The organism is Frateuria hangzhouensis (assembly GCF_026410505.1).
In the GTDB taxonomy this organism is placed as follows: Bacteria; Pseudomonadota; Gammaproteobacteria; order Xanthomonadales; family Rhodanobacteraceae; genus Frateuria_A; species Frateuria_A hangzhouensis.
In genome coordinates, this window is record NZ_JAPMIU010000007.1 from 52,989 (window position 1) to 69,095 (window position 16,107).

At 70.1% G+C, this 16,107-nt stretch carries 9 protein-coding genes; 8 read left to right on the forward strand and 1 reads right to left on the reverse strand.

Translation table 11 applies throughout. The features are described 5' to 3' along the window. Nucleotides 1-80: 80 nt before the first annotated feature. The 8 genes from OSC30_RS09335 to OSC30_RS09370 all read left to right on the forward strand — a co-directional run bounded on the left by OSC30_RS09335 (nt 81) and on the right by OSC30_RS09370 (nt 13,992). Nucleotides 81-845: an ABC transporter ATP-binding protein gene (locus OSC30_RS09335; RefSeq protein WP_267171571.1), complete on the forward strand. Its 765-nt coding sequence runs from the start codon at nt 81-83 to the stop codon at nt 843-845. Further along, nucleotides 842-3,325, forward strand: coding sequence for an ABC transporter permease (locus OSC30_RS09340; RefSeq protein WP_267171572.1), 2,484 nt, complete (start codon nt 842-844; stop codon nt 3,323-3,325). The genes OSC30_RS09335 and OSC30_RS09340 overlap by 4 nt, the downstream gene beginning before the upstream one ends. Before the next feature lie 63 nt (nt 3,326-3,388). Further along, entirely contained in the window at nt 3,389-5,845 is a 2,457-nt protein-coding gene (locus OSC30_RS09345; RefSeq protein ID WP_267171573.1) for an ADOP family duplicated permease, read from the forward strand. Between the two features lie 5 nt (nt 5,846-5,850). Beyond that, nucleotides 5,851-8,289 (forward strand): ADOP family duplicated permease, encoded by a 2,439-nt coding sequence (locus OSC30_RS09350; protein ID WP_267171574.1) that lies wholly within the window; start codon nt 5,851-5,853, stop codon nt 8,287-8,289. Between the two features lie 202 nt (nt 8,290-8,491). Beyond that, the gene (locus tag OSC30_RS09355; RefSeq protein WP_267171575.1) at nt 8,492-9,877 is read left to right on the forward strand and encodes a sigma-54-dependent transcriptional regulator; all 1,386 of its coding nucleotides are present in this window, start codon (nt 8,492-8,494) and stop codon (nt 9,875-9,877) included. Next, on the forward strand, nt 9,867-11,246 hold the full coding sequence (locus tag OSC30_RS09360) for a sensor histidine kinase (RefSeq protein WP_267171576.1): 1,380 nt from the start codon (nt 9,867-9,869) through the stop codon (nt 11,244-11,246). Before OSC30_RS09355 ends, OSC30_RS09360 begins: the two co-directional genes overlap by 11 nt. 255 nt (nt 11,247-11,501) lie before the next feature. After that, nucleotides 11,502-12,686 carry a glutamate 5-kinase gene (proB, locus tag OSC30_RS09365; RefSeq protein ID WP_267171699.1) on the forward strand — a complete coding sequence of 395 codons (1,185 nt, stop codon included), beginning with the start codon at nt 11,502-11,504 and terminating at the stop codon, nt 12,684-12,686. A 25-nt stretch (nt 12,687-12,711) separates the two neighbouring features. After that, nucleotides 12,712-13,992 (forward strand): glutamate-5-semialdehyde dehydrogenase, encoded by a 1,281-nt coding sequence (locus OSC30_RS09370; protein ID WP_267171577.1) that lies wholly within the window; start codon nt 12,712-12,714, stop codon nt 13,990-13,992. 237 nt (nt 13,993-14,229) lie between these two features. On the opposite strand, the gene OSC30_RS09375 is transcribed toward OSC30_RS09370, so the two are convergent. After that, nucleotides 14,230-16,095, reverse strand: coding sequence for an ATP-binding cassette domain-containing protein (locus OSC30_RS09375; RefSeq protein ID WP_267171578.1), 1,866 nt, complete (start codon nt 16,093-16,095; stop codon nt 14,230-14,232). Nucleotides 16,096-16,107 lie beyond the last annotated feature (12 nt).

Below are 16,107 nucleotides of genomic sequence, written 5' to 3' on the forward strand. Positions count from 1 at the left end.
CACCCATGCCGCCGTCCTGTGGCAGGGCAGATGGGCTCAAGCCCACCCTACGCGGCGGGACCGCTCTTCCAGGAGAACCGATGAACACGAACGCCAACGTCATCACCCTCGACGCCATCCGCAAGGTCTTCCAGGCCGACGAAGTCGAGACCCACGCGCTGTCCGACGTGCACCTGTCCATCGCACGCGGCGAGTACGTCTCCATCTCCGGCCCGTCCGGCTGCGGCAAGACCACGCTGCTCTCCATCCTGGGGCTGCTCGACACCGCCAGCGACGGCCGCTACGTGCTCAATGGCCACGACGTCGCCGCGCTCAACGGCGCCGAGCGCGCGCGCATCCGCAATGCCGAGATCGGCTTCATCTTCCAGGCCTTCAACCTGATCGGCGACCTCTCGGTGCAGGAGAACGTCGAGCTGCCGCTCACCTACCGCGGCGGTCTCGGCGCCATTGAGCGGCGCGAACGCGTGCAGGAAGCACTGGAGCGCGTCGGCATGGCCCATCGCATGCGCCACTATCCCGCGCAGCTCTCCGGCGGCCAGCAGCAGCGCGTGGCGGTGGCGCGTGCGCTGGTCGGCCGGCCGGCGATCCTGCTCGCCGACGAGCCCACCGGCAACCTCGACTCGCGCAACGGCGAGGCAGTGATGGCGCTGCTGGACGAGCTGCACAAGGGCGGTGCCACCATCTGCATGGTCACCCACGACGCGCGCTACGCGGAACTCGCGCAGCGCAAGGTCCGCCTGTTCGACGGCCGCGTGGTCGACGAGGAAACCTTCGACCGCCTGCGCCGCGAGGACGAGCAGCGGCTGGACGCGCTGATCGGCCAGCGCATCGAGATCGACGCATGAATGTCGGGTTCGCCGAGGTCTGGCACGCCTGGCGCGCGAGCCTGCGTCGGCCCGGCTTCCTGCTATTGGCGGCCGGCGTGCTGGCGCTGGGCGTGGCTGCCAGCACATCGGTATTCGTGCTGGTCGACCAGATCCTGCTGCGACCTCTGCCTTATGCGGCGCCCGAACGTCTGGTGGTGCTCGGCCCCGTGCAGGACGGCGAACTCCAGGGCGTCATGTCGCCACAGCAATACCAGCACGTGCAGTCCATTGACGGGATCGCGTCCATCGGCCTGATCAAGGGCGACCTGCAGGCCGTCAACGTGGCCGGCGACGGCGAGCCTGAACAGGTCGACGCGTTCCTGGCCGATCGAAGCCTGTTGCCCACGCTCGGCGTGCGGATGCGCCTGGGGCGCGGGTTCTCGGCGCAGGAAGACAGCCCCGGCGGTCCCAAGGCGGTGATTCTCGCCGAAGGCTTCTGGCGCCGCCGTTACGGCGGGCAGCCCGTGCTCGGTCGCACTCTGCGGGTCGAGGGCGCCGCGCGCACCATCGTGGGCGTGTTGCCCGCCAGCTTCGACCAGTTCGGCGCAGGCGACATCATGCTGCCGTTGGCATTGCCGCCTCACACCTACGATGACGGCGCCGATTTCCTCGCGATCGCGCGGCTTGCGCCCGCCAGTGTCGTCGCGGCGGTGAACGCGCGGGTGGATGGGGCCATCCACGCCATGTTTGCCGACATGCCCGGCGTGCAACGGGACTATCTTCAAAAGGTGCACATCGGCAGCGTGCCGCTGGCGGCCATGCTGCATCAACAACAACGCCCGGCGATGAGGCTGTTCCTGGCCGGCGCCTTGTGCGTGCTGCTGATCGCGCTGGTCAACCTGGGCAACCTCATGCTGTTGCGCACCCTGTCGCGTCGCCACGATGCGATCGTGCGCCATGCGCTGGGCGCGCCCGCCTGGCGCCTGGCGTTGCCGGCGTGCGCAGAGGGCGTGCTGGTCGGCGCCAGCGGCGCCATCGCGGGCCTCGGATTGGCCGCGATCGGCCTTTCTCTTTTCAGTGGTTATGTTCCGGCCGAGTGGACGCACGGGCAGTCGCTGCACATCTCCGGCCGCGTGGTGCTGCTGGCGCTGGCGATCGCCGTGCCGGGCGCACTGGCCGCGGCGCTGTTCGGTGCCTGGCGAGGGGCCGCCGCAACTTCGCTGCAGGAGGCACTCCATGAAGGTGGCCGCAGCCAGGGTAGTCGCAGCGGGCGCCTGGGCCGGGCACTGGTAATCGCGCAGATGGCGCTGGCGACCTGCCTGATGTCCGGCGCCGGCCTGTTCCTGCATGCGCTCTACGACGCGGCGCGCACGCCGCTGGGGTTTGTCAGCGACCACATCCTTACTTTCGACCTCGCGCCGGTGCGGGCCGACCATCCTGATGGTGCCTCCACGCAGGTTCTCGTGCAGAGACTGCTGCGCAGCCTTCGCGCCGTACCAGGCGTCGAGGGCGTCGCTGTCACCAATGGCCTGCCCGCGGGCACGTTCGAGCAGCAATTCAGCATGGGCGGCATTCACCTCCCCGGCGGCGAATATTTTCGGCCAAGTCCGCAGATACGCGGCGTCAGCGACGACTTCTTCTCGGTGTTCCGCATCCCCGTGCGCGAAGGACGTGCTTTCGAGGCCACTGACGTGGCCGGCAGCGAACCCGTCGCCATCGTGAACCGGACGCTGGCCGAGCAGCAGTATGGCGGCCATGCCGTGGGCAAGGAGATCGTCGTCAACGACTACAGCGGCTACGCGGCCGGCAAGGCCATGGCCGGCGATCCGGGCATGCGTCCGGTGACCGCGCGCATCGTCGGTGTGGTGGGCGACACGCGGCAGTTCGGCCCGCTGGATGGGTACAAGCGCGGGTTTCTCTATCTGCCGCTGGCGCAGGTGCCCGAACACATCGTGCGGGTGTTCCGCTCCTACCAGCCGTTGCGTTTCGCCTTGCGCGTGCAGGGCGACCCCAACCATTACCGCCGCGCCGCCCATGCGGCCGTCGCCGCCGTCGCGCCGGAGCAGCCGATTGCCAACCTGTCGACGATGGACGACGTCGTACGCGCCACCACCGGCGACACGCGCCGCGACCTGTTCCTGATCGGGCTGTTCGCCTTGCTGGCACTTGGCCTCGCCGCGACCGGCATGTATGCGGTCATGACCGTCGCGGTCACCGCGCGCCAGCGCGAATTCGGCGTGCGCATGGCGTTGGGCGCGCCGCCGGCGGGCATGGTCCGGCTGGTGCTGCGTGGCGGCGTAGGCCAGGTCGCGATCGGCATGCTGCTGGGCGTGGGCATCACGCTCGCCCTGTCGCGGGTGCTGGGCGCGGTGCTCGAGGAGATCGGTCGTTCTGTTCTGGATCCCCTCGCGCTGGCGGGCGTATGCGCGGTGCTGGCCGTGGCCGGCCTGCTCGCCTGCCTGTTGCCCGCCCTGCGTGCCGCGCGGGTACCGCCGATGCACGCGTTGCGCGGCGAGTAGGCGCGTCGCCATGACACCTCTGTCCATCCGCGCGCTGCACATCGCCTGCGAAGGGAATCACTCATGAACATATGGTTGGCTGAAATTCTCCAAGCCTGGCGCGCCAGCCTGCGCAAGCCCGGCTTCCTGCTGCTGGCCAGCGGTGTGCTGGCGCTGGGCATCGGCGCCAGCGTGGCGGTGTTCGCGCTGATCCAGCACACGCTGCTGCGGCCGTTGCCGGTGCCGCAGCCGGACCGGCTGGTGGTGGTAGGAAAGCTGTGGGAAGGCAGGGTGGGCGGCGTCTCGCCGCACGAGTTCCAGCAGCTGGACGCGCTCAAGGGCGTGGTCTCGCTGGCGCTCGAACAGGTGGGCATGTCCGCCAACATCGCTGGCGACGGGCAGCCCGAACAGGTGTCGCTGGTGCGCGCCGACCGGCAGCTGCTGCCGACGCTGGGCCTGCGCCCGGTGCTGGGCCGCAACTTCACCGCGCAGGAAGACCGGCCGGGCGGGCCGAAGGCAGCGCTGCTCAGCCACGGCCTCTGGCTGCGGCGCTACGGCGGCGACGCGTCGGTGATCGGCCGGCGCATGCAGGTCGAGGGCACGCCCACCACCATCGTGGGCGTGCTGCCGGCGAGCTTCGACGTGGTCAACCGCTTCGACATGTTTGCCGGTGGCTCCGGCATCGTGGTGCCGATGGCCCTGCCGGCGGTCAGCCACGACTACAACCAGAACGCCCACCTGGCGATCGCGCGCCTGGCCGAAGGAACCCGCGTGGCGGAGGTCGCCGCGCAGGCCGACGCACGCGAGCGCGCGATGTACCGCGACATGGCGATGGGCGGCGACTGGAAACAGCCCTGGTACGGGGCCGGCAGCCTGACCGAGATGCAGCACCGTACCGCGCGGCCGGTGCTGCTGGTGTTCGTCGCCAGTGCCGTGCTGGTGTTGCTGATCGCGCTGGTGAACCTGACCAACCTGATGCTGTTGCGCGCGTTGTCGCGCAACCACGATGGCGCCGTGCGCAGCGCGTTGGGTGCACCGGTGTTGCGGCTGATGCTGCCGGCGCTCGGCGAGGGGTTGCTGGTGGGGGTGTTTGGCGCGCTGGCGGGCATCGCGCTGGGCGCGGCGGGGCTGTCGGTGCTGCAGTCCCTGATCCCGGCGCAATGGCTGCATGGCGACACCGTGCGCCCCGGTCTGGCGGCATGGGGGTTTGCGTTCGCGATGGGCCTGCTGGGCGCACTGCTGGCCGCGCTGCTCGCCCTTTGGCGCAGCCGCGGCAGGGTCACGGTGGATGAATTGCGCGAGGGTGGCCGCTCGGGCATCGGCGTGCGCAGCGGTCGGCTCGGTCGCGTGCTGGTGATGGCACAGGTGGCGCTGGCCGCGATCCTGCTGTGCGCCGCAGGCGTGTTCATGCGTGCGCTGCACGATGCCTCGCAAACGCCGCTGGGCTTCGCCAGCGGCCACATCCTTACCTTCGAGCTGTCGCCGGTGAAGGGTGATCATCCGGATGCCGGCTCGATGCACGACCTGTCCCGGCGACTGGTTGAACGGCTTCGCCGGATCCCGGGCGTGACCGATACCGCGGTGACGACCAACCTGCCGGCGAGCGATGCCGCGTTCGGGCAATTCCAGAACGAGGCGCTCACGCCGGATGGCAAGGAAATGCATGTGCAGCTCCATGGCGTCGGGCCGGGCTTCTTCGAGCTGTTCTCGATCGCGCTGCACGCTGGGCGTGACTTCACCCGCAACGACGTGCGCGGTGCGGAGTTCGTCGCGATCGTCAGCAAGGACCTGGCTGCCACCTACTACGGTGGGCATGCGATCGGAAAGCCCCTTCGCGTGGAAGGCAACGGCGACGAGACCTGGTCCGCGCGCATCGTCGGCGTGGCCGGCGAGACCCGCCAGCTCGGTCCGTTGCAGCCGAGGCAGCCGGTCATCTACCTGCCGCTGGACCAGATGCCAGAACCGATACTCCAGATATTCCACAGCCTGGAGCCGCTGCGGTTCGCGTTGCGCGGCCGCGGCAGCGCGGCCGACTGGCGCGCAGGCATACGGGAGGCCGTCGCCGAGATTGCGCCGAACCAGCCGATCGCCAACGTGCGCAGCATGGACAGCATCGTGCGCCAGACCACGCAGAGCGCGCGCCTGGGCCTGCTGCTGATCGGCCTGTTCGCGTCGCTGGCGCTGCTGCTTGCCGCCGCGGGGCTGTACGCGGTGATGGCGGTGGCGGTCGCCGCGCGCGAGCGCGAGTTCGGCGTACGGCTGGCGATGGGGGCACAGCCGGCCCGGCTGGTGCGATTGGTGCTGCGCGGCGGACTGGTGCAGATCGCGCTGGGGCTGGCCATCGGCGTGGCCGCAGCGCTGGGCCTGGTCCATGCGCTTTCGATGATGCTGGTGGGCATGCTCGGGCGCGGCAGCGCCTTCGATCCGTGGGGCATGCTGGGGGTGTGCGTCGTGCTTGCCGCCGCCGGCCTGCTGGCCTGCCTGCTGCCGGCCTGGCGCGCCAGCCGCGTGCCACCGATGCGCGCGTTGCGAGGGGAGTAGGGACGATGCTGCTGCGAGAACTGCATGCCGCCTGGCGCCGGCTGGCCCGTCGACCAGGCTATGCCGCGCTATCGATCGCCGTACTCGGCGTAGGCCTGGGCGTGGTGGTCTTCCTGTTCAGCCTGATCAACACGCTGATCCTGACCCCCTTGCCGTTGCCGCACGTCGACCGGCTGATGGCGGTGGGCGAACTCAACCGCGGCAACGGCAGCGCCGGCGATACCGGCATCGGCATCGGCGACATCGACACCGACCAGTACCTGCGCCTCGCGGCCTCGCTGCGCGGCGTGGATGCCACCGGTGCTTACCTGGGCGTCGGCGTTTCGCTCGATACCGGCGCCGGCGCCACACGCATGGATGGCGTGCGGCTGACCGCCTCGATGCTGGACCTGATGGACGCCCGGCCGTTGCTGGGCCGCAGCCTGCTTGCCATGGATGACCAGCCGGGTGCGTCGCCGGTGGTACTGCTGGGCGAGGACCTGTGGCGGCACGCCTTTGGCGCGGATCCTCACATCGTCGGCCGCGCCGTCCGGCTCGATGGCGACTGGGCCACCGTGGTCGGCGTGTTGCCGGCAAGCTTCACCTTCATCGGCAACCATCCCCAACTGTGGCTGCCGTTGCGCCTGGACCCGGCGCACGGCACGGACCTCTACATGGTCGCGCGGCTGAAGGCGGGCACCACGCTCGCGGTGGCGCGGCAGGAGTTGTCGGCGCTGGATGCGCGCCTGCGCCGACAGCTGCCGCAATGGCGCGAGCAGCAGCAGCTGGTAATCAAGCCGTTCTCCACCAGCTTCGTGCAGGAGGACACGCGCCACTGGGTCTGGCTGATGTTCGGCGCTGGCGTGCTGGTGTTGCTGCTGGCCTGCGTGAACGTGGCCAACCTGCAGCTGGTGCAGACGCTCAACCGCCGGCGCGAGATGGCGGTGCGCAGCGCGCTGGGCTGTGGCCGCACGCGGCTTATGGCCGGCGCCCTGGCCGAAAGCCTGCTGTTGTGTGCCGCGGCGCTGGCCATCGCGCTGCCGATCGCCTACTACGGCAACCACTGGCTGCTGGCGACCTTCGCCGACAGCGACAAGGCGCCCTCGGCCTTCCTGCGCTTCGGCATCGATGGCGGCGTGCTGGGCTTCGCCGTGGCCGTGGCGCTGGTGAGCACTGCGCTGGCCGGCGTCATCCCCGCCTGGCGCGCCGGCCGCACCGACCTTAAGGATGCGCTGCACGACGGCGGCAAGGGTTCTTCGGGCGGCTTCGCGCGGGTGGCGCGCGCTCTGGTGGTGGCCGAGATCGCGCTGACCGTGGTGCTGCTGGTCGGCGCCGGCATGTTCGTGCGCGCGCTGGACCACCTGCTCACGCAGCCGCTGGCCGGTGCGCAGCATGCCGGGCAGGTGCTCACCGCACGCGTCGCGCTGCCACGCGCGACCTATCCGGACGCCGTCGCCCGCATCGGCTTCCTCGAGCGCGCCGGCGAACGCCTGCGCGTCGACGCCGGCGTGCTTGCCGCGACCGCCACCAACACCGTGCCGGGCGCGCAGCTGGGCAGCCACGAAGCCATCGCCGCCGAAGGCCAGCCGCGGCCGGCGGGCGGCTGGCCGGAAGCGCAGATGGGTATCGTCGATCCGCACTTCCTGGAGGTGTTTGGCGTACACCTGCTCGAAGGCCGCTTCTTCGACGCGCGCGACGTGGCCGGGAGCCCGCCGGTAGCGGTGGTGGACCGCAAGACCGCCGCCGCCCTGTGGCCGGGGCGTGATGCGCTGGGCCGCCATCTGGTGCTCTACCCGGATCGCGAGTTCGCCAGCACCGTCACCGTGGTCGGCGTGACCGAGCCGCTGCAGCTGGACAGCGCGCTGGAGCAGGCGCTGCCCGGCCTGCTCGTGCCGCTGGCGCAATCGGCCGACATGACGCCACTGCAGGCGGTTGGCCTGGCCGTGCGCGTGCGCGGCGCTGCGGCCACTTACTCGCCGCGGCTCGCCGCTGTGGTGCACGGCGTGGATGCGCAGGCCGCGGCCTACGCACTGCACAGCCAGGCCCGTGGCGCGGCGATGGACCGCGTCTATCTGGTGGTACTGACCGAAGTGTTCAGCGCGCTCGGAGTGGTGGCGCTGCTGCTCGCTGCGGCGGGCCTGTACGGCGTGCTGGCCTTCTCGGTGGCGCAGCGCACCCGCGAGATCGGCATCCGTCGCGCGATCGGTGCCGGCCACGGCGCCGTGGTGCGCGCGGTGGGTGGGCAACTGCTGTGGCAGCTCGGCATGGGCCTGGCGATCGGGCTGGCGCTGGCGTGGCCGTGGTCGAACCTGCTGGCCGATCCGGGTCTGCATACGCGGGGGCATGATGCGGCCGTGCTGCTGCCGGTGGTGGTGCTGGTGGCCGGTATCGCGCTGTTGTCTTCGCTGTTGCCGGTGGTGCGTGCGTTGCGCGTCGACCCCGCCGTAGCGCTGAGGTACGAGTAGAACCCTGCTCCCTCTCCCCTGCGGGGAGAAGGTTGGGGTGAGGGGCCAAGGCTGGCCTCGGGTCAGCTCTGAGCGGGTTTCGTTTTAAGGCCTTCACGATGAAACATCATGGCGAGCCCCGACCCCTCACCCCAGCCCTCTCCCCGAAGGGGAGAGGGAGCAAGGGCGGCGCTATGCTGCATCTCTTAAACCAGGCAACTGCATGACCAAACCCGACCCCACCGTATTGCTGGCCGACGACCAGGCCGACGTGCGCGAAGCGCTGCGCCTGCTGCTGAAGTCCGACGGCCTCGCCAGCGTGGCCGCCGATGGGCCGGCCGCGGCACTGGAGGCCTTGCGCCGGCGCGAGTTCGCCTGCGCGCTGATCGACCTCAACTACACCCGCGACACCACCTCCGGCGAGGAAGGACTGCAACTTCTGGCCCGGTTGCGCGAGCAGGCGCCAGACCTGCCAGTGGTGGTGATGACTGCCTGGGGCAACGTGCCACTGGCGGTCGAGGCGATGCGCCGCGGCGCCGCCGATTTCATCGAGAAGCCATGGGACAACGCGCGCCTGCTGCGCGTGTTGCGTGCGCAGATCGCGCTGGGCGAGGGCGCACGGCGGCAGCGCCGGCTGGAGGCGGAGAACGTGCTGCTGCGCGGCTCCACCGACGTGATCGCTCGATCGGCGGCCATGCGCCGCGTGCTGGAGATGGTCGCGCGCATCGCGCCCAGCGACGCCAACGTGCTGGTGCTGGGCGAGAACGGAACCGGCAAGGGCGTGATCGCGCAGCTGCTGCACGAGCGCTCGGCGCGGGCGAATCGCTCGCTGGTCAAGGTGAACATGGGCGGCATCGCCGAGAGCGTGTTCGAGTCGGAGATGTTCGGCCACGTGCGCGGCGCCTACACCGACGCCAAGGGCGAGCGCATCGGCCGCTTCGAGTTGGCCGACGGCGGCACGCTGTTCCTGGACGAGGTCGGCAACGTACCGGCCGCGCAGCAGCCCAAGCTGCTGCGCGTGCTGGAGGACGGCGAGTTCGAGCGGCTCGGTTCCTCCCGCACGCAGCGGGTGGACGTGCGGCTGGTCTCGGCGACCAATGCGGACCTGGATGCGGAGGTCGCCGCCGGCCGCTTCCGCAAGGATCTGCTCTATCGCCTCAATACGCTGGAAGTGCGTCTGCCACCGCTGCGCGAACGCGCCGACGACATCCTGCCGCTGGCCAACGCGTTCCTGGCGCGCAGCGCGCAACGCTACGGCCGCCACGGTCTGGCGCTGGCCCCGTCGGCCGAGCGCGCGTTGCTGGCCTGGCGCTGGCCCGGCAACGTGCGCGAACTGCAGCACCTGATGGAGCGCGCCGCGCTGCTGGCCGAGCGCGACCAGGTGGACGCCGCCGCACTCGCCTTCGGCGCGCCGGCCGAGGCCGCGCAGGACGTCGACGGCATGACCCTGGAACAGGCCGAGGCGTGGCTGGTCAAGCGCGCGCTCGATCGTCACGAAGGCAACCTGCAACGCGCGGCCGATACACTGGGCATCACCCGCCAATCGCTGTACCGCCGGCTGGAAAAACACGACCTGCGTGGCGGCATGGCCGAGGCCGATGTCGACTGAGCCGCTCTCCCGTCGCGCCGGCCGCATGCCGCGCTTCGAGCGGCGCGTGCTCTACGGCAGCCTGTGCGTCGCCGCGCCGGCAGGTGCGGCGCTGCTGGCGATGGCGCTGTGGCCGGAGCCGACGCTGCGCTGGTTGCTGCCACTGGCAGCGCTGGCCGCCACTGCGCTGGCGATGCGTTGGCAATACCGTCGCGTGGTGTTCCCGCTGTACACCCTCGGTGGCCTGCTCGAGGCCCTGCGCGAGGGCGACTACAGCCTGCGCGGGGTGCAGGGCGGCGTGCTCGGCGACGTGGTCTACGACATCAATGCGCTGGCCGAGCGGCTGCAGAAGGAGCGGCTGGAGTTCGAGGAGTCCGCGCACCTGCTGGGCAAGACGCTGGCGGCGCTGGACAGCGCGGTATTGGTGTTCGACGAGCGTTTGCGGCTGCGCCTGGTCAACCCGGCCGGGCTGCGCCTGCTGGATGCCGAGCGCCATCGCCTGTTCGGCCTGAGCGCCGCCGAACTGGGCTTGGCCGGGTTGCTGGAAGGGCCGGCGGCGCAAGTGCTGGCGCATGCCTTTCCCGGCCGCAGCGGACGCTTCGAGGTGCGCCATGCGGCCCTGCGCAGTGGCGGGCGCGGCGGACAGTTGCTGGTGATCAACGACGTCGGCCGCGTGCTGCGCGAAGAGGAGCGGGCAGCCTGGCAGCGCCTGCTGCGCGTGCTCGGGCACGAAGTGAACAATTCGCTGGCGCCGATCCAGTCGATGGCCGGCACGTTGGCGACGCTGGCCGCGCGCGAACCGCTGCCGGCGGACTGGCGCGAGGACTTTCGCGGCGGGCTGGAGGTGATCGGCAACCGCGCCGGCGCGCTGGCGCGCTTCCTGGCCGGCTACAGCACGCTCGCGCGCCTGCCGCCGCCGCACCGGGCGGAGGTGGATGTACCCGCGCTGCTGGGCAAGGTGGCGCGCCTGCCGCTCAGCGCCAAGCCTGCGCCGGGCGCCAAGGGCGCCCGCCCGGACCGGCAGGTCATGCTGGAAGAGGGCGAGCCGCTGCGGATCCTGGCCGACGCCGACCAGCTCGAACAGGCGCTGATCAACCTGCTGCGCAACGCGGTGGAGGCGGCCTCGGCGCAAGTGCGCCTGCGCTGGCGGCGCGAGAGCGGACGCGCACTGATCGAGGTGGAAGACGACGGCCCCGGCCCGCCGCCCAGCGACAACCTGTTCGTGCCCTTCTTCACCACCAAGCCGGGCGGCTCGGGCATCGGCCTGGCGCTGGCGCGGCAGATCGCCGAAGGGCACGACGGTGGCGTGGCGCTCACCGCGCGCGCCGATGGCGAGCCCGGCGCGCTGGCCTGCCTGTGGCTACCCCTCCCCGCCGCCGATCCCTTGTAGGAGCCCACTTGTGGGCGATGCTCCAGCTCTCATCGGCGGAAAAAGCATCGCCCACAAGTGCGCTCCTACGAGGATCGGATCCGGCCGCAGGGGTTGCACTTCGCGCTGAACCCCGTAAGGTAAAAAGGAGAATTCGCCGGTCGCCGCCCTGCCGCGACCGCGCCCCGCTCCCGCCACGCATCCCATCCGCGCGATGCGTCCGGCATTCCAGGAACCTCAGGCATGGCCCCCGCGGCCGACAGCCTGCAAGGACACATGACCGCTTTCCCGTTTCGCGAACAATCCGTGCCCACGTGGCGACGCGCCGTCCTCAAGGTCGGCTCCAGCCTGCTCGCCGCCGAAGAAGGCGGGCTCAGCACCCGCTACGCCCTGGGCCTGGCCCACTTCATCGCCGCTTGCCATCGCGCCGGACGCGAAGTGGTACTGGTTTCCTCCGGTGCCGTCGCGGCAGGCCGCATGCTGCTGCGCGGCCATGCCGGCGAGGACACCTCCAGCGCGCCGCGCCAGGCCATGGCGGCGCTCGGGCAGACCCAGACCATCGCCCTGTGGCAGCGCATGTTCGACCGCCCGCTGGCGCAGGTGCTGCTCACCCACGACGACCTGCGCAACCGCCGCCGCTACCTCAATGCACGCGCCACGCTGAGCGAACTGCTCGTCCATGGCGTGATGCCGGTGGTCAACGAGAACGACACCGTCGCCGTGGACGAACTGACCCTCGGCGACAACGACAACCTGGCCGCGATCGTCGCCGCGCTGATCGACGCCGACATCCTGATGATCGCCACCGACATCGACGGGCTTTACACCGCCGATCCGCGCGGCAACCCGGACGCACGGCCGCTCGACGAGGTGGCCGAGGTCACCCCCGAGATCATGGACATGGCCGCCGGCGCCGGCAGCAGCGTGGGTACCGGCGGCATGCGCACCAAGCTGGAGGCGGCCGCGAAGGCCGCCGCCGCGGGCATCGAGACGATCCTGTTCAACGGGCGCGATACCGAGGTGATGCGCCTGCTCGGCTACGACCGCCTGCGCGGCACCCGCCTGCGCACCACGGCCACGCGGCTGCAGGCGCGCAAGTACTGGCTGAGCCACATGCCCGCCGAGCTGGGCTACATCCGGATCGACGAAGGCGCCGCGCATGCGCTGTGCGACGAGGGCGCCTCGTTGCTGCCCAAGGGCGTGGTCGGCGCCAGCGGCACCTTCCAGCGTGGCGACATGGTGGAGATCGTCACCGGCGACCCGGACGACCTCAAGCTGGTCGCCCGCGGCATTAGCCAGTACGGCTCGGCCGAGCTCAACCGCATCGCCGGCGCGCATACCCGCGAGATCGGTGCCTTGCTCGGCTACAGCTACGGCGACTCGGTGGTCAGCCGCGCCGACATGGCGATGCTCGAGCTGTCCTGGTGCGGCAGCCAGCACCCGCCCATGCATACCAGCTGAGGCAAAAAACCTTGAGGAGTGATCGATGAACAGTTCCGTGCGCGACCACGCGCTCCAGTGTCGCGCCGCCGCCGACCAGGTGGCCGCGCTTTCCACCGACGACAAGAACGCCATGCTGCGCGCGATGGCCGCCGCGCTGGAGGCCGACGCCGACGCGATCCTGGCCGCCAATGCGCAGGACATGGACGCGGCGCGCGAGCGCGGCATCGGCGAGGCGATGCTCGATCGCCTGGCGCTCGATCCAGGCCGCCTGGCCGGCATCGCCAAAGCCCTGCGCGAAGTCGCCGACCTGCCCGATCCGGTTGGCCAGGTCACCGAGGCGCACGATTCGGACAAGGGTTTCGCGATCCAGCGCGTGCGCGTGCCGCTGGGCGTGGTGGCGATGATCTATGAGGCGCGGCCGAACGTTACCGCCGACGCCGCGGCGCTGTGCCTGAAGGCCGGCAACGGGGTGATCCTGCGCGGCGGCAAGGAGGCGGTGCGCTCGAACACGGCGATCGCCGCCAGCCTGCGCCGCGCGATCGCCGCGGCCGGTGTGGCCGAGGATGCACTGGTGCTCATGGACGACCTGAGCCGCGAGGCGATGATGCAGCTGATGCAGCTGACGGACATCGTCGACCTGATCATCCCGCGTGGCGGCGAAGGGCTGATCCGCTTCGTCACCGAACATGCGCGCGTGCCGGTGATCAAGCACTACAAGGGTGTGTGCCACCTGTACGTCGACGCGGCGGCGGACCTGGACCAAGCGCTGGATTTGCTGATCGACGGCAAGACCACGCGTCCGGCGGCCTGCAATGCGATCGAGACGTTGCTGGTGCATGCCGACGTCGCCGACGCGTTCCTGCCGCGTGCGGCGGCAGCGTTGGTCGAACGCGGCGTCGAACTGCTCGGCGACGAGCGCGCGCGGGCGACCTGCCCGGCGATGGGCCAGGCGACCGAAGATGACTACGCCGCCGAGTTCCTCAGCCTCAAGCTCGCCGTGCGCGTGGTCGGCGATCTGGAGACGGCCATCGCCCACATCCGCCGTTTCGGTTCCGACCACACCGAGGTGATCGCGACCGAGGCGCCGGCGACGGCCGACCGCTTCGTCCATGCGCTGCGTTCGGCGGTGGTGATGGTCAACACCTCCTCGCGCTTCTCCGACGGCGGCGAGCTGGGCCTGGGCGCGGAGATCGGCATCTCCACCACCCGCTTGCATGCTTATGGCCCGATGGGTGCCGACGCGCTGACCATCGAACGCTTCGTGCTGCGCGGCAGCGGGCAGGTGCGGCATGCCGGGAGTCACGTCGGCGCGGGTGGAACCTGATTCACCCCGTTGTAGTGCGCAGAGAGGCGTCGAAATGCCTTCGCGCCATGCCCTTGTAGGAGCCCACAAGTGGGCTCCTACAGGGGCGACGCTTCTGGGCCATCTCACGCAAGCCCTGCGGCGCGGTGTTCAGCCCTCCAGCTCAGACCTGTAGGGTGGGCTTCAGCCCACCATGCAAGGCACGAGGAGCGGTGGGCTGAAGCCCACCCTACGGGCCTTGAAAGGCAGGCTGCAGGCTCAGCCTTCCAGTTCACTCCAACGTGCGTAGGCGGTGTCGAGATCGGCCTGCAGTTTCGCCACTGTCTCGTTGGCCAGCACGATGGCGGCGCTGTCCTGCTGAAAGAATGCCGGGTCGTTCATCGCGGCGGTGCGCTGGGCGATGTCGATTTCCAGTTGCTCGATGCGCGCGGGCAGCTGCTCGAGCTCGCGCTGGTCCTTGAAGCTCAACTTGCGCTTCGGCGCTGCCGGTGCCGGTGTCGGGACAGTGGCCGGTTCCGACGTGTTCTTCGCCGTAACGGATGCGGGTGTGACCGGCCGCTGGCGCAGCCAGTCGCTGTAACCGCCCACGTACTCGCCGACCTGGCCGGCGCCCTCCAGCACCAGCGTGCTCGACACCACGTTGTCGAGGAACGCGCGGTCGTGCGAGACCAGCAGCAGCGTTCCCTTGTACTCGGTGAGCAGCTCTTCGAGCAGTTCCAGCGTCTCCACGTCCAGGTCGTTGGTCGGTTCGTCCATGACCAGCAGGTTCGACGGCTGCGCGAACAGCTTGGCCAGCAGCAGGCGGTTGCGCTCGCCGCCGGACAGCCGCGTGATCGGGGCGCGCGCGCGTTCGGGCGAGAACAGGAAATCCTGCAGGTAGCCGATCACATGCTTGCGCTGGCCGCCGAGCTCGATGTACTCGCGGCCCTGCGCCACGTTGTCCAGCGCATTGAGCCGCTCGTCCAGCTGGATCCGGTGCTGGTCGAAATAGGCGATCTGGATGCCGGTGCCGAGCTCCGCCGTGCCGCGCTGGGGTTCAAGTTGGCCCAGCATGATCTTCAGCAGGGTGCTCTTGCCGGCGCCGTTGGGCCCGATGATGCCGATGCGGTCGCCCCGCATGATGGTGGTCGACAGGTCCTCGATCAGCACGCGCCCGCCGTAGGCCTGATGCACGTGCTCGAGCTCGATCACCTTCTTGCCCGAGGCCTGCCCGGTGGCCAGGGTCATCTTCGCGTTGCCGGCCAGCTCGCGCCGTTCGGCACGCTCGCGGCGCAAGGCCTTCAGCGCACGCACGCGGCCCTCGTTGCGGGTGCGCCGGGCCTTGATGCCCTGGCGGATCCACACCTCTTCCTGCGCCAGCTTCTTGTCGAACAGCGCATTGGCCTGGCTCTCGGCGTGCAGGCGCTCCTCGCGCCGGCGCAGATAGTTGTCGTAGTCGCCGGGCCAGTCGGTAAGGGTGCCGCGATCGATTTCGACGATCCGCGTGGCCAGCGCGCGCAGGAAGCTGCGATCGTGGGTAACGAACACGATCGAGCCATCGAAGGATTTCAGGAAGCCCTCGAGCCAGCCGATCGCCTCGATGTCCAGGTGGTTGGTCGGCTCGTCCAGCAGCAGCACGTCGGGCTTGGTCACCAGCGCCTGCGCCAGCAATACGCGGCGCTTCATGCCGCCGGAAAGCGCGGCGAAGTCGGTTTCGCCCGGCAGCTCCAGCCGGGCCAGCACCTCGTTCACCCGGCGGTCAAGATCCCAGCCCTGGCGCGCTTCGATCTCGTGCTGCACCTCGCCGAGCGCATCGAGCTCGCCCAGGCCCAGCAAATGGTGGTATCGCGCCAGCAAACGGCCCAGGTCGCCCAGGCCTTCGGCGACCACGTCGAACACCGAACCGGCGGTGGATTGCGGCACCTCCTGCGCCATGCGCGCCACGATGATGCCGTTCTGCACCCTCACTTCACCGTCGTCGGGCTGCAATTGCCCGGCGATCAACTTCATCAGAGTGGATTTCCCCTCGCCATTGCGGCCGACGACGCACACGCGTTCGCCGCGCTCGATCGACAGGTCGACATCGGCAAGCAGGAGGGGGCCGCCGATGCTGAAATCGACGCGCTGCAATTGGATCAGGGACATCCGCCGATTCTA